We start from the raw sequence: 17215 nt of genomic DNA, 5'->3' as shown, positions 1-17215 counted from the left end.
AGAGAGAATGGAAGAGTTGTTGCGCAATACAACAAAGGAACAGGAAGAAGTATCTATTACCATCCATGATACTAACGTAAGAGGAAACGATCTGTCGATTGCCATCAACGATCTACTTTATATGGAAGCACAGAAAAACAATGTATCCGTCTGTTTTCTAAAAGAAGGTAATGTTGTTGCTGTTGATATCCATACAACACTAACCCATGCTCTTGAAGAGTTGAAAGAGTTTGAGAACATTTTCCAATGTCACCGTTCTTTTGCTGTCAATGTGAATAATATCACTTCGGCACGAGGCAACTCAAATGGTTATCAACTGACTCTCGGAAATTGCACAAACATCATACCCGTTTCCCGAAGATTTGTGCCCAAGTTAAAGACTTATCTTACATAGTTATTTGTCCTTCAACTTAGTTATTCGGCATCTTAACTAGCTTTCTATCATAAGTTTTAGTTGTATATCCTAAGAATTTGGTAACTCCAGTTTCATGCAGTATCTTTGCGGCATGAAACATCGAATAATACATATCGCATTGCTGCTGACTTCTGTCTGCAACCTGGCTGCACAGACCATCATATCAGGCATGGTAAAAAGCGGTCAGGAACCGCTTGCTGGTGCCAATGTTTACATCATGGGCACAATTGATGGATGCCTGACAGATTCTCTGGGCAGGTTTTCCTTTTCCACATCAAAAACCGGAGAAGCGTCTATCAAGATTACCATGATTGGTTTTGAAGAATATATGCAGACTACAGATGCCTGCAAGTTACATAATCTTTCTATCCAAATGAAAGAAAAAGCTACGGCAATCCAAGAAGTTGTAATATCTGCCAGCACTTACAGTTTCGGGAAAAGTGACAACTTCAAGACTATGGATGCCTTAGATGTTGTGATGGCAGGTAATTCATGCGGGGACATTGTTGCAGCCCTGCAAACTTTACCCGGCACTCAAAAAGTGGGAGAAAATGGAAAGCTCTATGTCCGTGGTGGAGAAAGCGAAGAATGCCAGACTTTCATTAACGGAATGCACGTCCTTGTTCCATATAGTACAAACACAGAAAATACTGCTGTACGTGGACGATTCTCTCCTTTTATATTTAAAGGTATCAACTTTTCTCTTGGTGGATATAGCGGAGAATATGGACAAGCACTTTCCTCCGTTCTCCCTATGGAAACATCAGATGCTGCAACAAGTGACAAATATGGAGTCAGCGCATCATTGGTTGACTGGAACATCGGTGGCACCAAGGCATATTCCCACAGCAGCTTATCCTTTAATGCCGCACTGACAAGTTTGGGAATCTACAATCAGTTATTTTCAGAAAGGCTTGATTTCAACAAGCCTTATCTAAAACTATCTGGCGAATCACAATACAAGAATGAGTTCCGAAATGCCGGAATATTGAAAACATACGTTGGCTATGATTTTACATCTGTAGGACAGCATATAGACAACCAAAACCTTTCGCTCAAAGAGAATAATATCTATGCCAACACAACCTATAAGGCACAGTGGGGTGCTGGCTACACGCTCTTTTGTGGTATGGCAAGCTCATCGGTATTCAACGATATAGAAGATGCGAAGATTGCTGGTGACCGATATTACAACTTCAGGAATGAGATACATCTGAAAACAGGAATACGCAAAAATTGCTCGGATGCACTAAAAATATCGGCAGGAATGGAGGACTATCAGCGAAACAGCCTCATGGAGTACGAAAACGATTGCTACAAGTTGGATTATAATATTCTTGCTGCTCATATTGATGCCCAATGGAGGATGATGCCCCATGTGTTCCTGAATATTTCGACAAGGACAGAATATATGGCTCATGCCAACTGGCTGTTTATGCCAAGGGCTACACTATGTTATATTCCTAACAAGAATTTTCAGCTTTCATTTGCTACCGGTCGGTATAGCCAGACTCCAGAAGATGACTGTCTTGCAACAAACAAGAAATCTCTTGGACAAAGTACGGCAGATCATGCTATCCTATCCATACAATATAAGTCGCCTGGTACACTCATACGAATAGAACCCTACTGGAAAAAATATCAGCGATTGCCTTTATGGGAAAAGGGTATTTACCAACCGAAAGGATATGGAAAGAGTAAAGGTATAGACATTTTTGTAGAAGAGCATTCGCTGTTCAAACATCTGACCACAGCATTTTCATATTCCTACAACGATTCCAAGCGATTCTATCACGAATACACAGAAGAGCGAATACCTGACTACGTCTCAAGGCATAATCTGAGATTGACAGCAAAATATTCATTCGGCAAAGCAATCATCGGGCTGACAGAATCGTATGCAAGCGGACGTCATTTTCTTATTGGCAAGACACCACATTATAATAGCGTAGATATAAACCTTACTTATCTGCTAAGTCCCAAGGTCATTATCTATTCTTCTCTGAACAACATCCTCGGCCGTACAAACATTTTCGGATATAAAACTAACGGACGTTCGATAGTTCCATCTAGAGACAGATTTTTATATATAGGCATATTTGTTTCACTTAAAAATAATAAAACATATGACATTTCAAACTTTTAAACGATTCGTATTGATGTCTGTCTTTTTCATGACAACATCTGTAGTTATCTATGCCCAGCAATCTACAATGCAGGGGCTTATCGGACAGTCGCTTGCTAAACTTCAGCAACCGACATCAGAGAGCATACTTAATTGTATTGCAGAGATGAAGCGTATTGATGATATGTTTCCTGATAGCATCCAGCCCAAGTTTCAGATAGCTTTGCAAAGTCTCAATTATTCCGTGATGAATCCGCATGCTCCACAAACAGAAAATCTTCTAAAAGAGACTGAAGAAACCATTGCCAAGATGGAGAATATAAAGCATGCTGACCCGTCTGACATCTGTACCCTTCGCGGTTTTCTCTATATGGTACGCATCGTACAGAATCCAGGGCAAAACGGTCAACGCTATTATCTGGAAGTGATGCAGGATTACGAGAAAGCTCTCAAACTCAACCCTGATAATCAACTGGCCAAACAATTGCAGCAAAAGTTTTTTGAGGGAATGAAACAGCAAACCGGTAAATAAGAAACAGAGGTTGTTTTATCCACGGACAATCTCCCCTGAGCCCCAAAAAAGAGTCGCAACCTAAAATATTATCAGGTTGCGACTCATTACTATTTACATTTAAACCTACAATTCGACCATACAATATCTACGTGATTACAAACTAAGCTTATGAACCTTCAGATTCTTGAACTCTGCCTTGCCACCCTGGGTGTAGAGCTTCACATTCTCGTATGGAGCTACAGGGAACACGAGGTTGGTCATGGCGATGCGGGCAGGCTCCTTGCCTTCTGCAGCACGCTGCTTGTCCCAAGCCAACTCGATATCGTGAGGAACTGCCTGCTTGCCAAAATCGGTCAAACCGCTCTCTGTTCTATCCATTACCACCTTGCCCTGCTTCATATCGAAATAAATCATAGTGCGCTCACGCTTGTTGTTTAAAATCTCAATACCGGCAATGCCGTTGGCATCTGGAGTTACATCGGCCTCAATCTCGAATGCACCTTCCATATTGGCTGCAACACCCTTCAAATCCTTGGCATCGGCTACAGAAGCATCTGCCAGATTCTTGGTATCCTTTCTCAAAGCATATACTTCAGGAGCTACATTCTCAGAAACATAATACTTGCCGTTATTCTCGTAAAGCTTCAACTCACGAGGCAAACCGTTGGCACCACGATTCTGCTTGAACGGAGTAAGGTTGGCATACTGCCAGTTGCTCATCCAGGTGATACCCAGAACTCGGTCGCCTGTGTTTGAGAAGGTAACGGTAGCATAGTGATCCTTACCCCAATCAAGCCACTTTACTTCGTTGGCATCAGGACAAGTAAACTTCTTGCCATCGAAATCGCCTACGAAATACTCGGTAGCGCTTCCACCAAACCAGCAGCCAGGGTTGATATTCATCGTCATCACCCACTTCATCTTCTTCTTATCACCATTTACAGGCAACTGGAAGAAGTCTGGACACTCATACTGGCATGGCTGCTGACCCATTCCTTTGCCGAAAGCACTAACATAATTCCACTTCTTGAGATTCTTTGACTTGTACATCATGCAACATCTTTTGCAGTGCATGAACGATTCTTTTCCTCACACCTCCTTGGAGGCAACAAGACTATACTTCCCCCATCAGCCATTTCAACGCATTGATTCGCTTGATACCATCATAATCTGCCGTTGGGTCTTCATCGAGCGTCAAGATATACTTGGGATATTGGTCCTTGATTTGCTGAAGCGAAGCGAGTTCACGCTTCAAGGTCTTCTCATCCCTTACCGTTGCAGCTACCTGATAATAGGTTAAGTCATTCTCGTCGATAGCAACAAAATCAACCTCCAAGTTATCCATCTTGCCTATATACACTTTCTTCTGCCGACGCAAGAGTTCCAGAAAAACGATATTTTCCAAAATGCGCCCTGCATCAAAAGAGCGAGAGCCAAGCAACATACGTCGCAAACCAATATCTACCAGATAGTATTTTCCCAAAGTTTTGAGGAGTTGCTTACCCTTGATGTTATATCGCTTCACTTCATACAAGAAGAAAGACTCGCAAAGGGTTGACAGGTATTTCTCAACTGTCTTTTGGTCAATCTTTCGCCCATCAGCCGACATCAAGTCTGCAATACGCTTCGTCGAGAGAATATTGCCGATATTATCTGCCGTGAAACGTATCACGCTCTCCAACATCATCACATCGGAAAGTTTATTTCGACTCATGATATCCTTTACCACTATCGTATTGTAAACAGCATTCAAGTAATCGCTAATCTCATTCGCCGTATCCAACTCCAATGTATATGGGAAACTGCTCTTGCTCACATATTCTATATATGTCTGTGAAAGATGGTCCGTACCACCGATACCTTCCGCATACTCCTTGAAAGACAACGGAAGCATCGCAATCTCTACATACCTGCCAGACAAGAGTGTAGCTATCTCGCTAGAAAGCATGTAGGCATTCGAACCCGTCACATATAAATCAACTGTTGGCTTCAAATTAAGACTATTGATGATATCCGGAAAATCCGTGACATGCTGTATCTCATCAAAAAAGATGTAAGTCATCTTATCTTGCTGTATCAAAGGTTTGACATAAGAATACAGTTTTCTTGGGTCTCGCAATTCAAAATAGTCATAGTCCTCAAAATTGAGATAGATGATTTGCTCTTGCATTACTCCATGAGCTATCAGCCAGTCACGATAAATCTCCATAATGGTCGATTTACCACAACGGCGGATGCCTGTTATCACCTTGATAAGCTTTTTATCCTTGAAAGCTATCAGCTTTTGCAGATAGTTATGTCGTTCTATTCTCTTCATTTTCGTATTTTTACATGTCACGCTGCAAATATACATATTTTTTAGGAATCTACATACTAAAAGTACGATTATTTAAAAAGTTTTAGGAATCAATTCCTAAAACTTTTCTTTTAGAGACGTTTTTAGGAAGACAAACACTAAAACTTCTAATATAGCTTCACAGACCAACGAAGTAGTACTTCATCCTCCATCGAAGTACTACTTTGCTGGTTTATGAAGTATAACTTCATTTCCAAACCAAAAATCGCATATTTTTCGTGCATTTCCAAACCAAAAACTAATAATTTTTTGTGCATTTCCAAACCAAAACAAGAAAAAGGCAGCACTATACATTATTATATAGCACTGCCTTATCTTATTATGTTTTATTATGTTTGAACTAATTAGAACTTCAGCGATGCTGTAAATTCTACTGTGAATGGACGGAGATAACTACCCGTCATAATCTGGTTCTTGATTCCCTTAGCCTCATCCTTGGTAATCAGCTCGGCACCTGCGATACTACCCTTGGCACCAGTCTGGTTGAGGAAGTTGACTACGGTGCAGCCGAGAGCCAGACGCTTGGTCGCCGGCCAGTTCAAACCTCCGAAAGTCTCCCAGTGACCGTTGAAGTAATATGCCTCGTTGATGTTGGCATAGGTCTTACTGAAGTAACGGAAGCTGGTCCAGAGCTTGATATCCTTGGTAATCATGTAGCTTAGATCCAACTCGATGAGAATCTGAGGAATCTCTGCTACGATATTGCCTGTGGCATTGATGTTGCCAACATAGCCATCGCTAAAGTTGATGCTGGTTTCATACTTCTTGTAAGTTGGCTTCTGATAAGTGAAGAGGAAGTGGAAATCGAATCCCTTGAATGGATGAGCCACAGCATCGGTTGTCCATCCCCATGTCTGGATATCGTAAGTCATTGGCGCTGCCTTGATCTCCCTACCATGCTGCAGGTTCAGAGTTGAGTTGTTGTTGGTCTTTGAGATGTAAGAGAACAACGATGACAAACTCAGCCAAGAGTTGTTGTAGTAGATACCTGCACGACCGAGTGGCACAGAAATCTTACCTGTATTTGGCAATGTAACTGGAGAGAATGCCTCAAACTTTGGATGCTGAACGATGTAAGTGAAATCGCCAGTGAAGCCGAAGTTATCAGTCAACTTATAAGTTGCTGCAACTGAGAAATCGTAGTTCAACCAGTTGTAACTCAAATCTACCGGAGCAATCTTGGTTCCATCTGCTGCCGTAGCACCGAGATAGTAATCAGTGAAACGACCAACGTAATTCCCCTGCGCATTCTTCACTGCAGCGTTTTCACCCTTCAGCTTCTGCCACTCCAGACGGGCACCATAGTAGAGATTCAACTTGTTGGTAACATCCCAATCGTGAGTGAAGTAGAGAGCCAGTTTGTTTTCGCTTCCCTTGTAATACTCAGATGCATTCTTGTTGAGATCGTAGAAGTAGCTGTTGCGCTAGTTGGCATCCCAAACGCGCAGGGCAAAACTGCCATCTGCAGGAACACTCTGATCATACATGGTTGTATTTGAGCAATAATCGCTATGGCTGTTGGCATATCTATACATGGCAGTAAACTCACCACGGTTGCCGTTATACTTCTTGGTAAGGAGCGCCTTGTAAATCTGAGTACGGTCCTGATAAGGAGTAGACTTAATCTTGAAGGTACCTGGGTCGAAATCCTGATACATATTAAAGCTGTAGTACCAGTCGCTTCCCAAATCGCCATTCATATTCAAAGAGAATTCCTGCAATCCGAAATGATTGCTCTTATAGTTCAGAGTACCATTGAATCCTTTCTGACCCTTCTGGGTGAAAGAGTTCACGGCATAACCGATATTACCGGTAGTGATAGCTGTCTCTGCAATCTTGAGCAATCCCTGATGGCTCAAACTTGCATCACCACGCCAGATGGTATTGACAGAATGAGGATTGGTAGCGTAAGTAACAGGCAAACCATTCTCCAAAACGTTGACATCGGCAGAAGGCAAGCCGATCTGAATCTCACGAGGACCAATCGCACTGGCTGCATTGAGCATCACATTACGATTACCCTCTTCCTTAGCACTTGAATTATCACCTGTGCTAAAGCTGCTGTAACATTTACCACTGAAAGGGCAAGCACCATGGCTGCGCTCTTTCCATTTAAAAAGTTGTTCATACTTTAAATGTTTAATTTGTTAGCGTTATTTTTTATTTCTGCTGCAAAATTATATAATAGTATCATCAAAGGCTTTAAAATTCATATCATTAAATAAAAAAAACGTTCATTGTAACATACTTACTAGCTGATGAACGATTATTATCAAGAACAAGAAGAAAGATTTGCATAAAAAAGAAAAAATTCGTAATTTTGCAGATACATAAAACAGACTTTTAATAAAAAGAGTATAATATATCAAACAATGACTGAGCGAAAAATCATACATATCGACATGGATGCCTTCTTTGCGGCTGTAGAGCAAAGAGACAATCCAGAACTTCGGGGCAAACCGGTAGCGGTAGGCTTCGACGGACCTCGCGGTGTGGTTTCTACAGCCAGCTATGAAGCTCGAAAATGGGGCGTTCACTCGGCGCAATCCATCGCTCAAGCCAAGCAGCGCTGTCCAGATCTCATCATCGTGCCGTGCCGGCATTCTTATTATGCAGAAATATCTCATCAGATACATCAGATATTCCAGGAATACACCGATCTCATTGAACCCATCTCCATTGATGAAGCCTTTCTGGATGTCACTCACAACAAGAAAGGGATAGAACTGGCGGTTGACATCGCCAGGGAAATCAAGACTCGCATCAAGGAAACAACCGGGCTCACCGCCTCGGCAGGAATCAGCTACTGCAAATTTCTAGCCAAAGTGGCATCCGATTACCGGAAACCCGATGGAATCTGTACCATTCATCCCGATAAAGCACTCGATTTTATCGCCAAACTTCCGGTAGAGGATTTCTGGGGCGTTGGCAAGAAAACCCTTCAGAAGATGCACTTCATGGGCATCTATAACGGTGATGACTTGAGGAAAGTGTCCGAAGAACATCTTGTTGAAGTATTCGGGAAAGCCGGACACATCTTCTACAATTTTGCCAGAGGAATAGACGAACGCCCCGTCATCACCTATCGGGAACGCAAATCGGTAGGCTGCGAGCAGACCTTCCTGGAAGACATCTATACCAAATCGGCGGTAGTTATCGAACTATATCACGCAGTTCTTGAACTAGCAGGACGTATCGAGAAGAGTGGATTCGAAGGGAGAACCTTAACCTTAAAAATAAAGTTTGCCGATTTCACTCAGATTACCCGCAGCATTTCGCAAGAAAAGATTCTGAAAAAGAAGGAAGACATCCTGCCCCTGGCGAAGCGTTTACTGCAACAGGTAGATTACTCTTCAATCCATCCCATCCGTCTTATCGGTCTATCCGTAAGCAATGCTACATCCGAAGAAGCAAGGATGGAGGATAAAGAAAACAGTACACAAAAGCCTGAATACAAAGAGCTTGAACTGGAGTTTAAGGATTGGGAGAGATAAAAAGAAAGCAGCTGACGGCATTTTTGCCCCAGCTGCTTTTCCTGATTTTACTCTATTTCCCAAAACTAACTTTTTACCTTAAAGAAAACTACTTACCGCTTGACACTCAATCTTATAACCTAAAAACATAAACCTATAAAATGCAACAACTAATGCACGAAACAATTATTTAACTTTTAAACTCTGGTGCAAAAGTACAAAGTTTTTTCGAAACCCTTGGACAATTATCGTTCAAACAGTGACAAAAATGATACAATTTCCCCTTTATGTTAAAAAATGAACGATTTTTATCCTTCTTATCGCATTTTTTACATCAATTCTACTATATTTTTAGAAAATAAGTATTGTTTCCTCATAAATAAATTTCCGACAGCTTAATTATTTCCAACGTCGCCCGGCAATATTCCGTATTCTTCTTTGAAACATTTCGTGAAGTAAGAAGGCGCAGAAAAACCGACATCGTAAGCAACCTCAGAAACACTCATACTGCGAGTTTCGAGCAAACGCTTAGCCTTAGCCAAACGAGCCTTACGGAGCAAGTCAACGACAGAAGAACCCGTCATCGCCTTCACCTTACGATAAAGCTGAACTCTACTCAAGCCTATCTGCTTACCGATATCCTCTACACTGAACTCACTATCCGAAAGATTCTGCTGAATGATAGCATGAAGTTGCTTGAGGAACTGCTTATCACGATCTTCAAGATGAGATTCTGCAATCTCCTGCTCTGCCTCTTGAGAACCTTGGAACAGTTTCTTCAAAAGCTTTCGCTGCTTCAACAGGTTTTCAATACGAGCAAGGAGTACCTTACTGTGGAATGGTTTTGTTATATAAGAATCGGCACCATGTTCATAACCCTCGGCACGATGTTCCTCCAGATTCTTGGCGGTAAGCATGATTACAGGAATATGAGAGGTTGCCGTTATCGTCTTCAATTTTTCTGTGAACTCCAAGCCATCCATCACAGGCATCATCACATCGCAAATCACCAAATCAGGAACTTCCTTTTTGGCTATCTCCAATCCTTCCTTACCATCTACTGCTTCCATAACGATATAATCATCCTGCAAGAGTGTATGCTCATACTGGCGAATATCATTGTTATCATCTATGACTAAGATAGTAGGTTTATTGGTTGTCTCGCTAACCAATTGCTGAACTTTTCCACTTTTACGTTCTCCATCGTCGATATATTGCAAAACGGACTCGTTTATCACATGATTATTACCTGACAGAGAGTTACTTACAGAGTTATCCACATTTACCACATCAGTGTGGATAACTTGTGAATCTCCCTCCTGCTGGCGCGGAATCACCACGACAAAATCGGAACCCTTACCAAGCTCGCTCTCAACCCAAGCCTCACCATGATGCAGTTCCACAAAGGATTTGACCAATGCCAAACCGATACCAGTACCACTGGCTGCCCCTTTAGCCTGGAAGAATCGTTCGAAAATCATAGTTGCTTCATCTTGAGAAATCCCCTTACCAGTATCCCGAACATCAAGGCGCAGCTTTTCATTTTCGTCCTTTAAAGAAACGAAGATATCACCGCCTGCAGGGGTATATTTCAAGGCATTACTCAAGAGATTGAAAACTACACGGGCAATCTTCTCCTTATCTGCAATCACCTCGTGACTACCCGAAAAATCTGCCATATCCAAATGGAGCTTGATACGTTTGCGTTCGGCTGTGAGCTGGAAATCCCCCACCCATATCTCTAGAGCCTTCACGATATCAAAACGATAGAGCTCTAAATCCATTTTACCATTCTGTATCTTGCGGAAATCAAGAATACTGCTCACCAACTGCTGTAGGGCAACGGCATTTCGCTGTACCATCTTTAACAGTTCGCGACTTTTTCCCTTGATTCCACTATCCTCTAAAAGCATCTCTACAGGATCAGCTATCAAGGTTAATGGAGTTCGAAGCTCATGACTGATATTCGTAAAGAACACCAGACGGGAATGAGTCAGCTCCAAAACCTCCTCATTCAATCGCTTCAGCTCGCTGTTCTTATCTTCCAATTCCTCATTCACTCTCTTCAATTCCCCATTGGTCTTAGCCAATTCCTCGTTCAGCTTCACCTTGACTACATAACCCCGGAATATCATAGCAGCAGCAGCAATACATACCAGAAGGAATAGAGCCAAACCTATCAGCATGATTTTCTGAGAGTTATAATCAGCAAGGTATCGGTCCACCTGCTTATGCAACAGCTTCAGATTATGCGCCTGACGCTCAGCATCTCTAGCCTCCATCAGGGTGAGTTCGGCATTTGCCCGAGTAATGATAGAGGTGCTCAGATAGTTGTCCCTCTTATATGGCTGGTGTTTTAAGATCTTCATAGCCAAGGCTATAACTTCATCTCCCTTGGTTGGATAAAGATAAGATGCCTCAAAGATGCCATCACGTACCAACTCCAAACCACCACCTTCGGTAGCCATGCCGTCTACTCCGGTATACTTATAGTTACGCTTTACCCTCATCTGTCGGGCAGCCACATAAGCTCCCCAGGCAAGACAGTCATTATGGGCAAAGACATAATCAAAGTCCTGTGTCTGTTTCAATATGCGTTTCATCGCCTGGATTCCACCCTCTTCTTTCCAGTTTCCTTCCTCCGAGGCTACAACCTGTAACCCAGGATAAGGCTTGATAGCATCCATAAAACCACGATGACGCTCCAAAGCAGGCGAAGAACCCTCCAAACCGCTGATTTCAACGATGCGGCCCTTTCCCTGAAGCTGCTGGGCGATAAAAGTTCCCATCGATTTACCAATCGTATAGTTATCGCAGCCGATAAATGCCGTATACTTATCAGAATTGGTCTTCCTGTCATAGAGAATCACAGGAATACCTTTATCGTAAGCACGCTCTACCGACTTGGATATAGCACTCAGCTGATTAGGAGATACGATAAGCAGATCTACGCCCTCATCGATAAACTGGTTAACTTGCTTATTCTGCAACACATTATCATCGTTGGAAGAAGCAAGCTTCACGATAATGGAATCGTTGAGATATTCACCCATCTTCAGCTCGTCATTGAGTTTATCACGCCAAATGTCCTCAGAACATTGTGATACACCAATGACAAACTTCTTTGGCTGCTGATGACAACCGGTCAGCAACATCCCAAACACTATATATATATAAAGGTATAGATATCGTTTCATACTTACTTATCTATCTATTTTTGACATTTAAAAGATTGTTCACCTTGAAAAAATCTAAAAATAAGACTTTCCGGTGCAAATTTACATTTTTTTTTTGAAATTATTTACTTTTGGTTCGTTTTTTACAAATTCTGGTTCATTTTTTATAAATGAAATATACAAAAAACATCGTATCTTTGCAGCGGATAAAGGAAACTACTCCTTCTTCAGAAAAACAAGAATAGTAATAACAAGAATATTAACATCAAAACTGACAATATTATGGCTGAAGAGAAAAAATTTAGAGTAGAGTCTGACCTTTTAGGTGAACTCAAAGTTCCTGCTGGAGCACTTTATGGTATACAAACACAGCGCGGTATCAATAACTATCACATCTCACGCAAGACAATGTGCAGCTATCCTGACTTCATCATCGCTATCGCTTACGTGAAGTTGGCTGCTATCGAGACAAACCATACTCTTGGTGTTATCAATGATGAAATTTCAGGTGCAATCTCTCAGGCTTGCCGTGAAATCATCGAAGGCAAGTGGCACGAGAACTTCCCTATCGACATGGTACAGGGTGGTGCTGGTACATCTGTCAACATGAACGCCAACGAGGTAATCGCTAACCGTGCCCTCGAGATTATGAGTCACGAGAAGGCTGATTATCAGTTCTGCTCTCCTAACGACCATTGCAACTGCGGTCAGAGCACCAACGACGTTTACCCAACTTCTATCCGCCTGGCTTTGATTCGCATGAATACCCATCTGATAGGTGCCTTGACTGGTTTGATCAGCGCATTCCGCTATAAGGCAGACGAATATGCAGACGTTATCAAGATGGGACGTACCCAGTTACAGGATGCTGTTCCTATGTCTTTCGGTCAAGAGTTCAATGCTTATGCCAACAACCTGGAGGAGGAAATCCTCAATTTGGAGCGTAACGTGAAACTCTTACACGAAATCAATATGGGTGGTACAGCCATCGGTACAGGTCTGAACGCTGTTCCTGGCTTCGCTAAGCTCTGCGCAGCTAACCTCAGCAAACTGACAGGCGAAAACTTCGAGACAGCAACCGACCTGGTAGAGGCTACACCTGATACAGGTGCTTACGTAAGCTACTCTTCTGCTTTGAAGCGCTTGGCTATCAAGTTGTCAAAGATTTGCAACGACCTCCGTCTGATGGCTTCTGGTCCCCGTTGCGGCTTGAATGAAATCAACCTTCCTCCTAAGGCACCAGGTTCTTCTATCATGCCAGGTAAGGTAAACCCAGTTATCCCTGAGGTAACTAACCAGGTTTGCTTCAAGGTAATCGGTAACGATGCTACCGTAAGCTTCGCCGCAGAGGCAGGACAGTTGGAGCTGAACGTAATGGAGCCAATCATCACAGAGAGCCTCTTCGAGAGCTTGACATGGTTGAAGAATGCTATCGAGACTTTGACATCTGAGTGTATCCTCGGCATCACAGTCAATAAGGAGCGTTGCTACGAAATGGTAAAGAACAGTATCGGTATCGTTACTGCCCTCAATCCTATCATCGGTTACAAGAAGAGTTCTAAGGTAGCTAAGGAAGCTCACGCAACCGGACGTTCGGTATACGATATCGTCATCGAGCAGGGCATTCTGAGCAAGGAAGAGCTTGACAAGGCGCTCGATCCTAAGGAGATGTTGCAGTCACACAAGTTTACGCTGAAATAAATTTTTCCATAACCAAGTCAGCTGATTAGTTGACAATACAAAAACCTGTAAGCGTATTCCTTTTTGGGAATAATGCTTACAGGCTTTTTTTATGCTATCATTCTAACATTTTATAATTGATTACGATACGCTAACGGGGTCATCCCGGCACGAATCTTAAAGAAATTCGTCATCGCACTCTGATCGCTGAAATTCAGATAGGTAGATATCTCTCCCATCGACATATCCGTCTGGTGCAAGAGATTACATATCTCCTTGTAAAGTAAGGAAGAGATATGATCATTCACCGTAGTACCAGAGATCTCCTTTATCATTCTTGAAAGATAAGGAGCAGAAACATTCAACTTATCAGCATAAAAGCGAATCTGACGTTCTGTTCTGAAATGTCGATACAAAAGATGCAGAAATATCTCATAAACATCTTTCTTATGCTTCAAATCACGGGTGATGGTAACATTCTCGTAAGGTAATTCTGATACCAAAAGCTTTAAAACATTTACCATCGACTGTATCATCTCCACCTTATTGATATGTTGCTGACGCACAATGTCGCCAATCATGTGGAAGATATCAAGTGCAGACTTCTGTTTGTCATCAGATAACTGATACACAACATCGGCCGCAATCTCCTCGTCCACAAAGATGATTTCGGCCTCAAAATCATCAGACATATCAGAAAAAGTAACGATATGCTTGGGTGATACGACCAGCAATTCGCTAGCCGAAAGCATTCTGTCGGATTTTTCCGTTTCAACCCCATGCTGAAGAATACCCATTCTGATACTTCCCCTATTCACCAACATCAGTTTAGTGAACAAGGTGCGCTCTAGAGCCATCTCTATAAAATCCTTTTCGCATAAATCGTCTATATGAATGTGTGAGGCATAAGCCCCATATATGCTTTCAAGATGGTGTCGAGCAGCAAACTCCTTTAAATTATATACTTGCTGCTTCATTAGACTCATATTTTTAGTTGGGCACAAATTTACTATTTTATTTTGAAAAGGACAATAGAAAAAGGGATAAAAAATGTGAAGAACTTGATATCCGAATGTTATCAACAATAGTTTTCCAACCAAATATCTGCTGAATATCAAAAAGTTAAGATAGTTATCCACACTTATCAACATCCTGTTGATAACTTTTATAAAGACATTTGTAGAAAAGTACAGAAAAGTTCAGAGCATAAAAAAGACACCAACTAAAAAGTTAGTGTCTCATGAAGTAGCGGGAGGGGGCCACGATCCCTCGACCTCCGGATTATGAATCCGACGCTCTAACCAGCTGAGCTATCCCGCCATCCTTACAAGTCATTTCTGATTTGCGGGTGCAAAGGTAATACATTTATTTGAATTGAACAAATTTTTTCGAAGAAATTTTCAAAAAAAAATGTTTTTTCTTATTTCACATCGCATTCATCACCTTTTTTCACCTATTATTAATATAAAAAAACGAAAAATGAAGAGATTCTTATTTTTTTGTGTTACCTTTGCACTCTGAAATAGTATGCACTTCATTCCAATTCATGGATAAAGGCACAGAACAACAATTATAAAAATGCTTAGAATTAAAAAATTAGACATATTCATCGCCAAGCAATTTGGCCTGCTCTTCCTGGGAACCTTCTTCATCTGCCAGTTTGTGCTGATGATGCAGTTCTTGTGGAGATACATTGATGACTTGATCGGCAAAGGACTCACGATTGACGTCATGGCACAGTTCTTCTGGTACATGGGACTCATGCTGGTTCCACAGGCTTTGCCATTGGCAATCCTCCTCGCCTCGCTCATGACTTTCGGAAACCTGGGCGAAAGTTCAGAGCTTACAGCCATCAAGGCTGCCGGCATATCTTTGATGCAGGCGTTCCGGTCTCTCATCGTCATCACCTTCATCATCATGTTTGGCTCTTTCTATTTTCAGAACAACGTGGGGCCTGATTCCAACCAGAAACTTGCCCAACTGCTCATCTCCATGAAACAGAAGAGCCCGGAACTCGAAATTCCTGAAGGTATCTTCTATGATGGCATTCCTAACTGCAACCTCTATGTACAGAAGAAAGACCTGAAGACAGGCAAACTCTACGGTATCATGATTTACCGTATGACCGACAGCTACGAAGATGCCGCCATCATCCTTGCCGACTCGGGTATGCTGCAAAGTACTGCAGAAAAAAAACACCTGGTGCTTAGTCTGTATAGCGGAGAATGGTTTGAGAATATGCAAAGCAGCGAATTGGGAAACAGTGCAGCTGTGCCTTATCGCCGAGAAACATTTGTATCCAAGAAAATCATTCTCGACTTTGACGGTGGCTTCAACTTGGCAGATGCTTCTTCTTTATCCAATAATGCAAAGGCAAAGAGTCTGTCCAAAATCAAACACGATGTAGACTCTATCAATCACACCTATGACTCCATCAGCAGAAGTTACCTGCAAGAATACAACGTCAGATACTACAATCTGGCACGACTTAACAACAAGGCTGATTCATTGAAGGCTATCAAGGAGGGTGACAAAGTCAACTTCGACACGATTTACAACAAACTGCCTAGCGACAGAAAGTTAATCGTAACCAACGATGCCTTGTCGACCGTACAGCAAGAGCTGTCGGATCTGGACTTCAAGTCGATGATGACCAGCGATGCCGACTATATTATCAGACAACACGATATCGAGGCAATCCGCAAGTTCACGCTCGCTCTCTCCTGCCTGATATTCTTCTTTATCGGTGCTCCATTAGGAGCCATCATCAGAAAGGGAGGATTGGGTATACCTGTCATCATCTCGGTATTGGTATTTATTGCCTTCTTCATCCTTGACAACACTGGATTCAGAATGGCACGAGGCGGAATGTGGGCAGTATGGTTCGGCATGGGACTTGCTCCTGCCGTTCTATCACCACTGGCAATCTTCGTGACTTACAAAGCCACCAACGATTCTGCCGTATTCAAGATAGAAGCATACCGCGATTTCTTCATGCATCTCTTCGGCCTGCGAATGAAACGACACATCTTTGGTAAAGAAGTAATCATCGAAGACCCGGATTACCGGAAGGACGCAGAAGCTTTGGCACAAATCTCAAATGACATTACTATATATAATAAGGTGCATAGACTGAGAAGACTGCCAAACTTCATCAACGTATTCTTCAAGTACCAGCCAGACCATGAGATAGAACGTATCAGTAACGAACTGGAGAAAATCATTGAAGACCTCAGCAACACGAAGGACAAATATCTTCTCCATTCCATCAACCAATACCCTATCCTGTCTACCAAGGCACATACCCGACCATTCGAAAAGAAATGGCTCAACATCACTGCAGCCATTCTCTTCCCAATCGGAACGGGACTGTATCTGAGAATGTGGCGTTTCAGAATGCGACTGTATCGCGACCTGAAGCTCATTCTTCAGACCAACGACAACATCATTAGAAGAATAAAAGAAATGTAACTATA

At 42.2% G+C, this 17215-nt stretch carries 10 protein-coding genes, 1 tRNA gene and 1 pseudogene; 6 read left to right on the top strand and 6 right to left on the bottom strand.

Features of this window, described 5'->3' with window-relative positions; translation table 11 throughout:
* Positions 1-7 precede the first annotated feature (7 nt).
* The 3 genes from ACTQ16_RS13285 to ACTQ16_RS13275 all read left to right on the top strand — a co-directional run bounded on the left by ACTQ16_RS13285 (position 8) and on the right by ACTQ16_RS13275 (position 3072).
* Positions 8-394, top strand: coding sequence for a LytTR family DNA-binding domain-containing protein (locus ACTQ16_RS13285; protein ID WP_181976471.1), 387 nt, complete (start codon positions 8-10; stop codon positions 392-394).
* A 112-nt stretch (positions 395-506) separates the two neighbouring features.
* Positions 507-2561: a TonB-dependent receptor gene (locus tag ACTQ16_RS13280; protein WP_441937821.1), complete on the top strand. Its 2055-nt coding sequence runs from the start codon at positions 507-509 to the stop codon at positions 2559-2561.
* Positions 2542-3072 (top strand): hypothetical protein, encoded by a 531-nt coding sequence (locus ACTQ16_RS13275; RefSeq protein ID WP_153082304.1) that lies wholly within the window; start codon positions 2542-2544, stop codon positions 3070-3072. Before ACTQ16_RS13280 ends, ACTQ16_RS13275 begins: the two co-directional genes overlap by 20 nt.
* A 135-nt stretch (positions 3073-3207) precedes the next feature.
* Here the strand turns inward: ACTQ16_RS13275 and ACTQ16_RS13270 are convergent, their stop codons facing one another.
* The 3 genes and pseudogenes from ACTQ16_RS13270 to ACTQ16_RS13260 form a co-directional block, all read right to left on the bottom strand.
* The gene (locus ACTQ16_RS13270) at positions 3208-4107 is read right to left on the bottom strand and encodes a glycoside hydrolase family 32 protein (RefSeq protein ID WP_441937819.1); all 900 of its coding nucleotides are present in this window, start codon (positions 4105-4107) and stop codon (positions 3208-3210) included.
* Positions 4108-4168: 61 nt separating this feature from the next.
* Entirely contained in the window at positions 4169-5371 is a 1203-nt protein-coding gene (locus ACTQ16_RS13265) for an ATP-binding protein (RefSeq protein WP_418330567.1), read from the bottom strand.
* Positions 5372-5754: 383 nt separating this feature from the next.
* A pseudogene (locus ACTQ16_RS13260) lies at positions 5755-7407 on the bottom strand (TonB-dependent receptor); the annotation flags it as partial.
* A gap of 375 nt (positions 7408-7782) precedes the next feature.
* On the opposite strand from ACTQ16_RS13260, the gene dinB reads away from it, so the two are divergent.
* Positions 7783-8904, top strand: coding sequence for a DNA polymerase IV (gene dinB, locus ACTQ16_RS13255; RefSeq protein WP_294970689.1), 1122 nt, complete (start codon positions 7783-7785; stop codon positions 8902-8904).
* Positions 8905-9278: 374 nt separating this feature from the next.
* On the opposite strand, the gene ACTQ16_RS13250 is transcribed toward dinB, so the two are convergent.
* A complete protein-coding gene (locus ACTQ16_RS13250) occupies positions 9279-12080 on the bottom strand; it encodes a substrate-binding domain-containing protein (protein WP_441937817.1) in 2802 nt (933 codons plus the stop codon).
* A 261-nt stretch (positions 12081-12341) separates the two neighbouring features.
* On the opposite strand from ACTQ16_RS13250, the gene ACTQ16_RS13245 reads away from it, so the two are divergent.
* Entirely contained in the window at positions 12342-13760 is a 1419-nt protein-coding gene (locus ACTQ16_RS13245; protein WP_441937815.1) for an aspartate ammonia-lyase, read from the top strand.
* 110 nt (positions 13761-13870) lie between these two features.
* Here ACTQ16_RS13245 and ACTQ16_RS13240 read toward each other — a convergent pair whose 3' ends face one another.
* Together ACTQ16_RS13240 and ACTQ16_RS13235 are read right to left on the bottom strand one after the other, a co-directional pair.
* Positions 13871-14725 (bottom strand): helix-turn-helix domain-containing protein, encoded by an 855-nt coding sequence (locus ACTQ16_RS13240; RefSeq protein WP_441937813.1) that lies wholly within the window; start codon positions 14723-14725, stop codon positions 13871-13873.
* Between the two features lie 260 nt (positions 14726-14985).
* Positions 14986-15059: transfer RNA gene (locus ACTQ16_RS13235), tRNA-Met, on the bottom strand.
* 258 nt (positions 15060-15317) lie between these two features.
* Here ACTQ16_RS13235 and ACTQ16_RS13230 point away from each other — a divergent pair.
* Entirely contained in the window at positions 15318-17210 is a 1893-nt protein-coding gene (locus tag ACTQ16_RS13230; protein ID WP_295348048.1) for an LptF/LptG family permease, read from the top strand.
* Positions 17211-17215 lie beyond the last annotated feature (5 nt).

Origin of the sequence: Prevotella sp. LCP21S3_D2 (assembly GCF_052118345.1) — a bacterium.
Taxonomy (GTDB): Bacteria; Bacteroidota; Bacteroidia; order Bacteroidales; family Bacteroidaceae; genus Prevotella.
The sequence above is the reverse complement of the archived record's forward strand: the minus strand, read 5'-3'. Positions and strand labels throughout refer to the sequence as shown.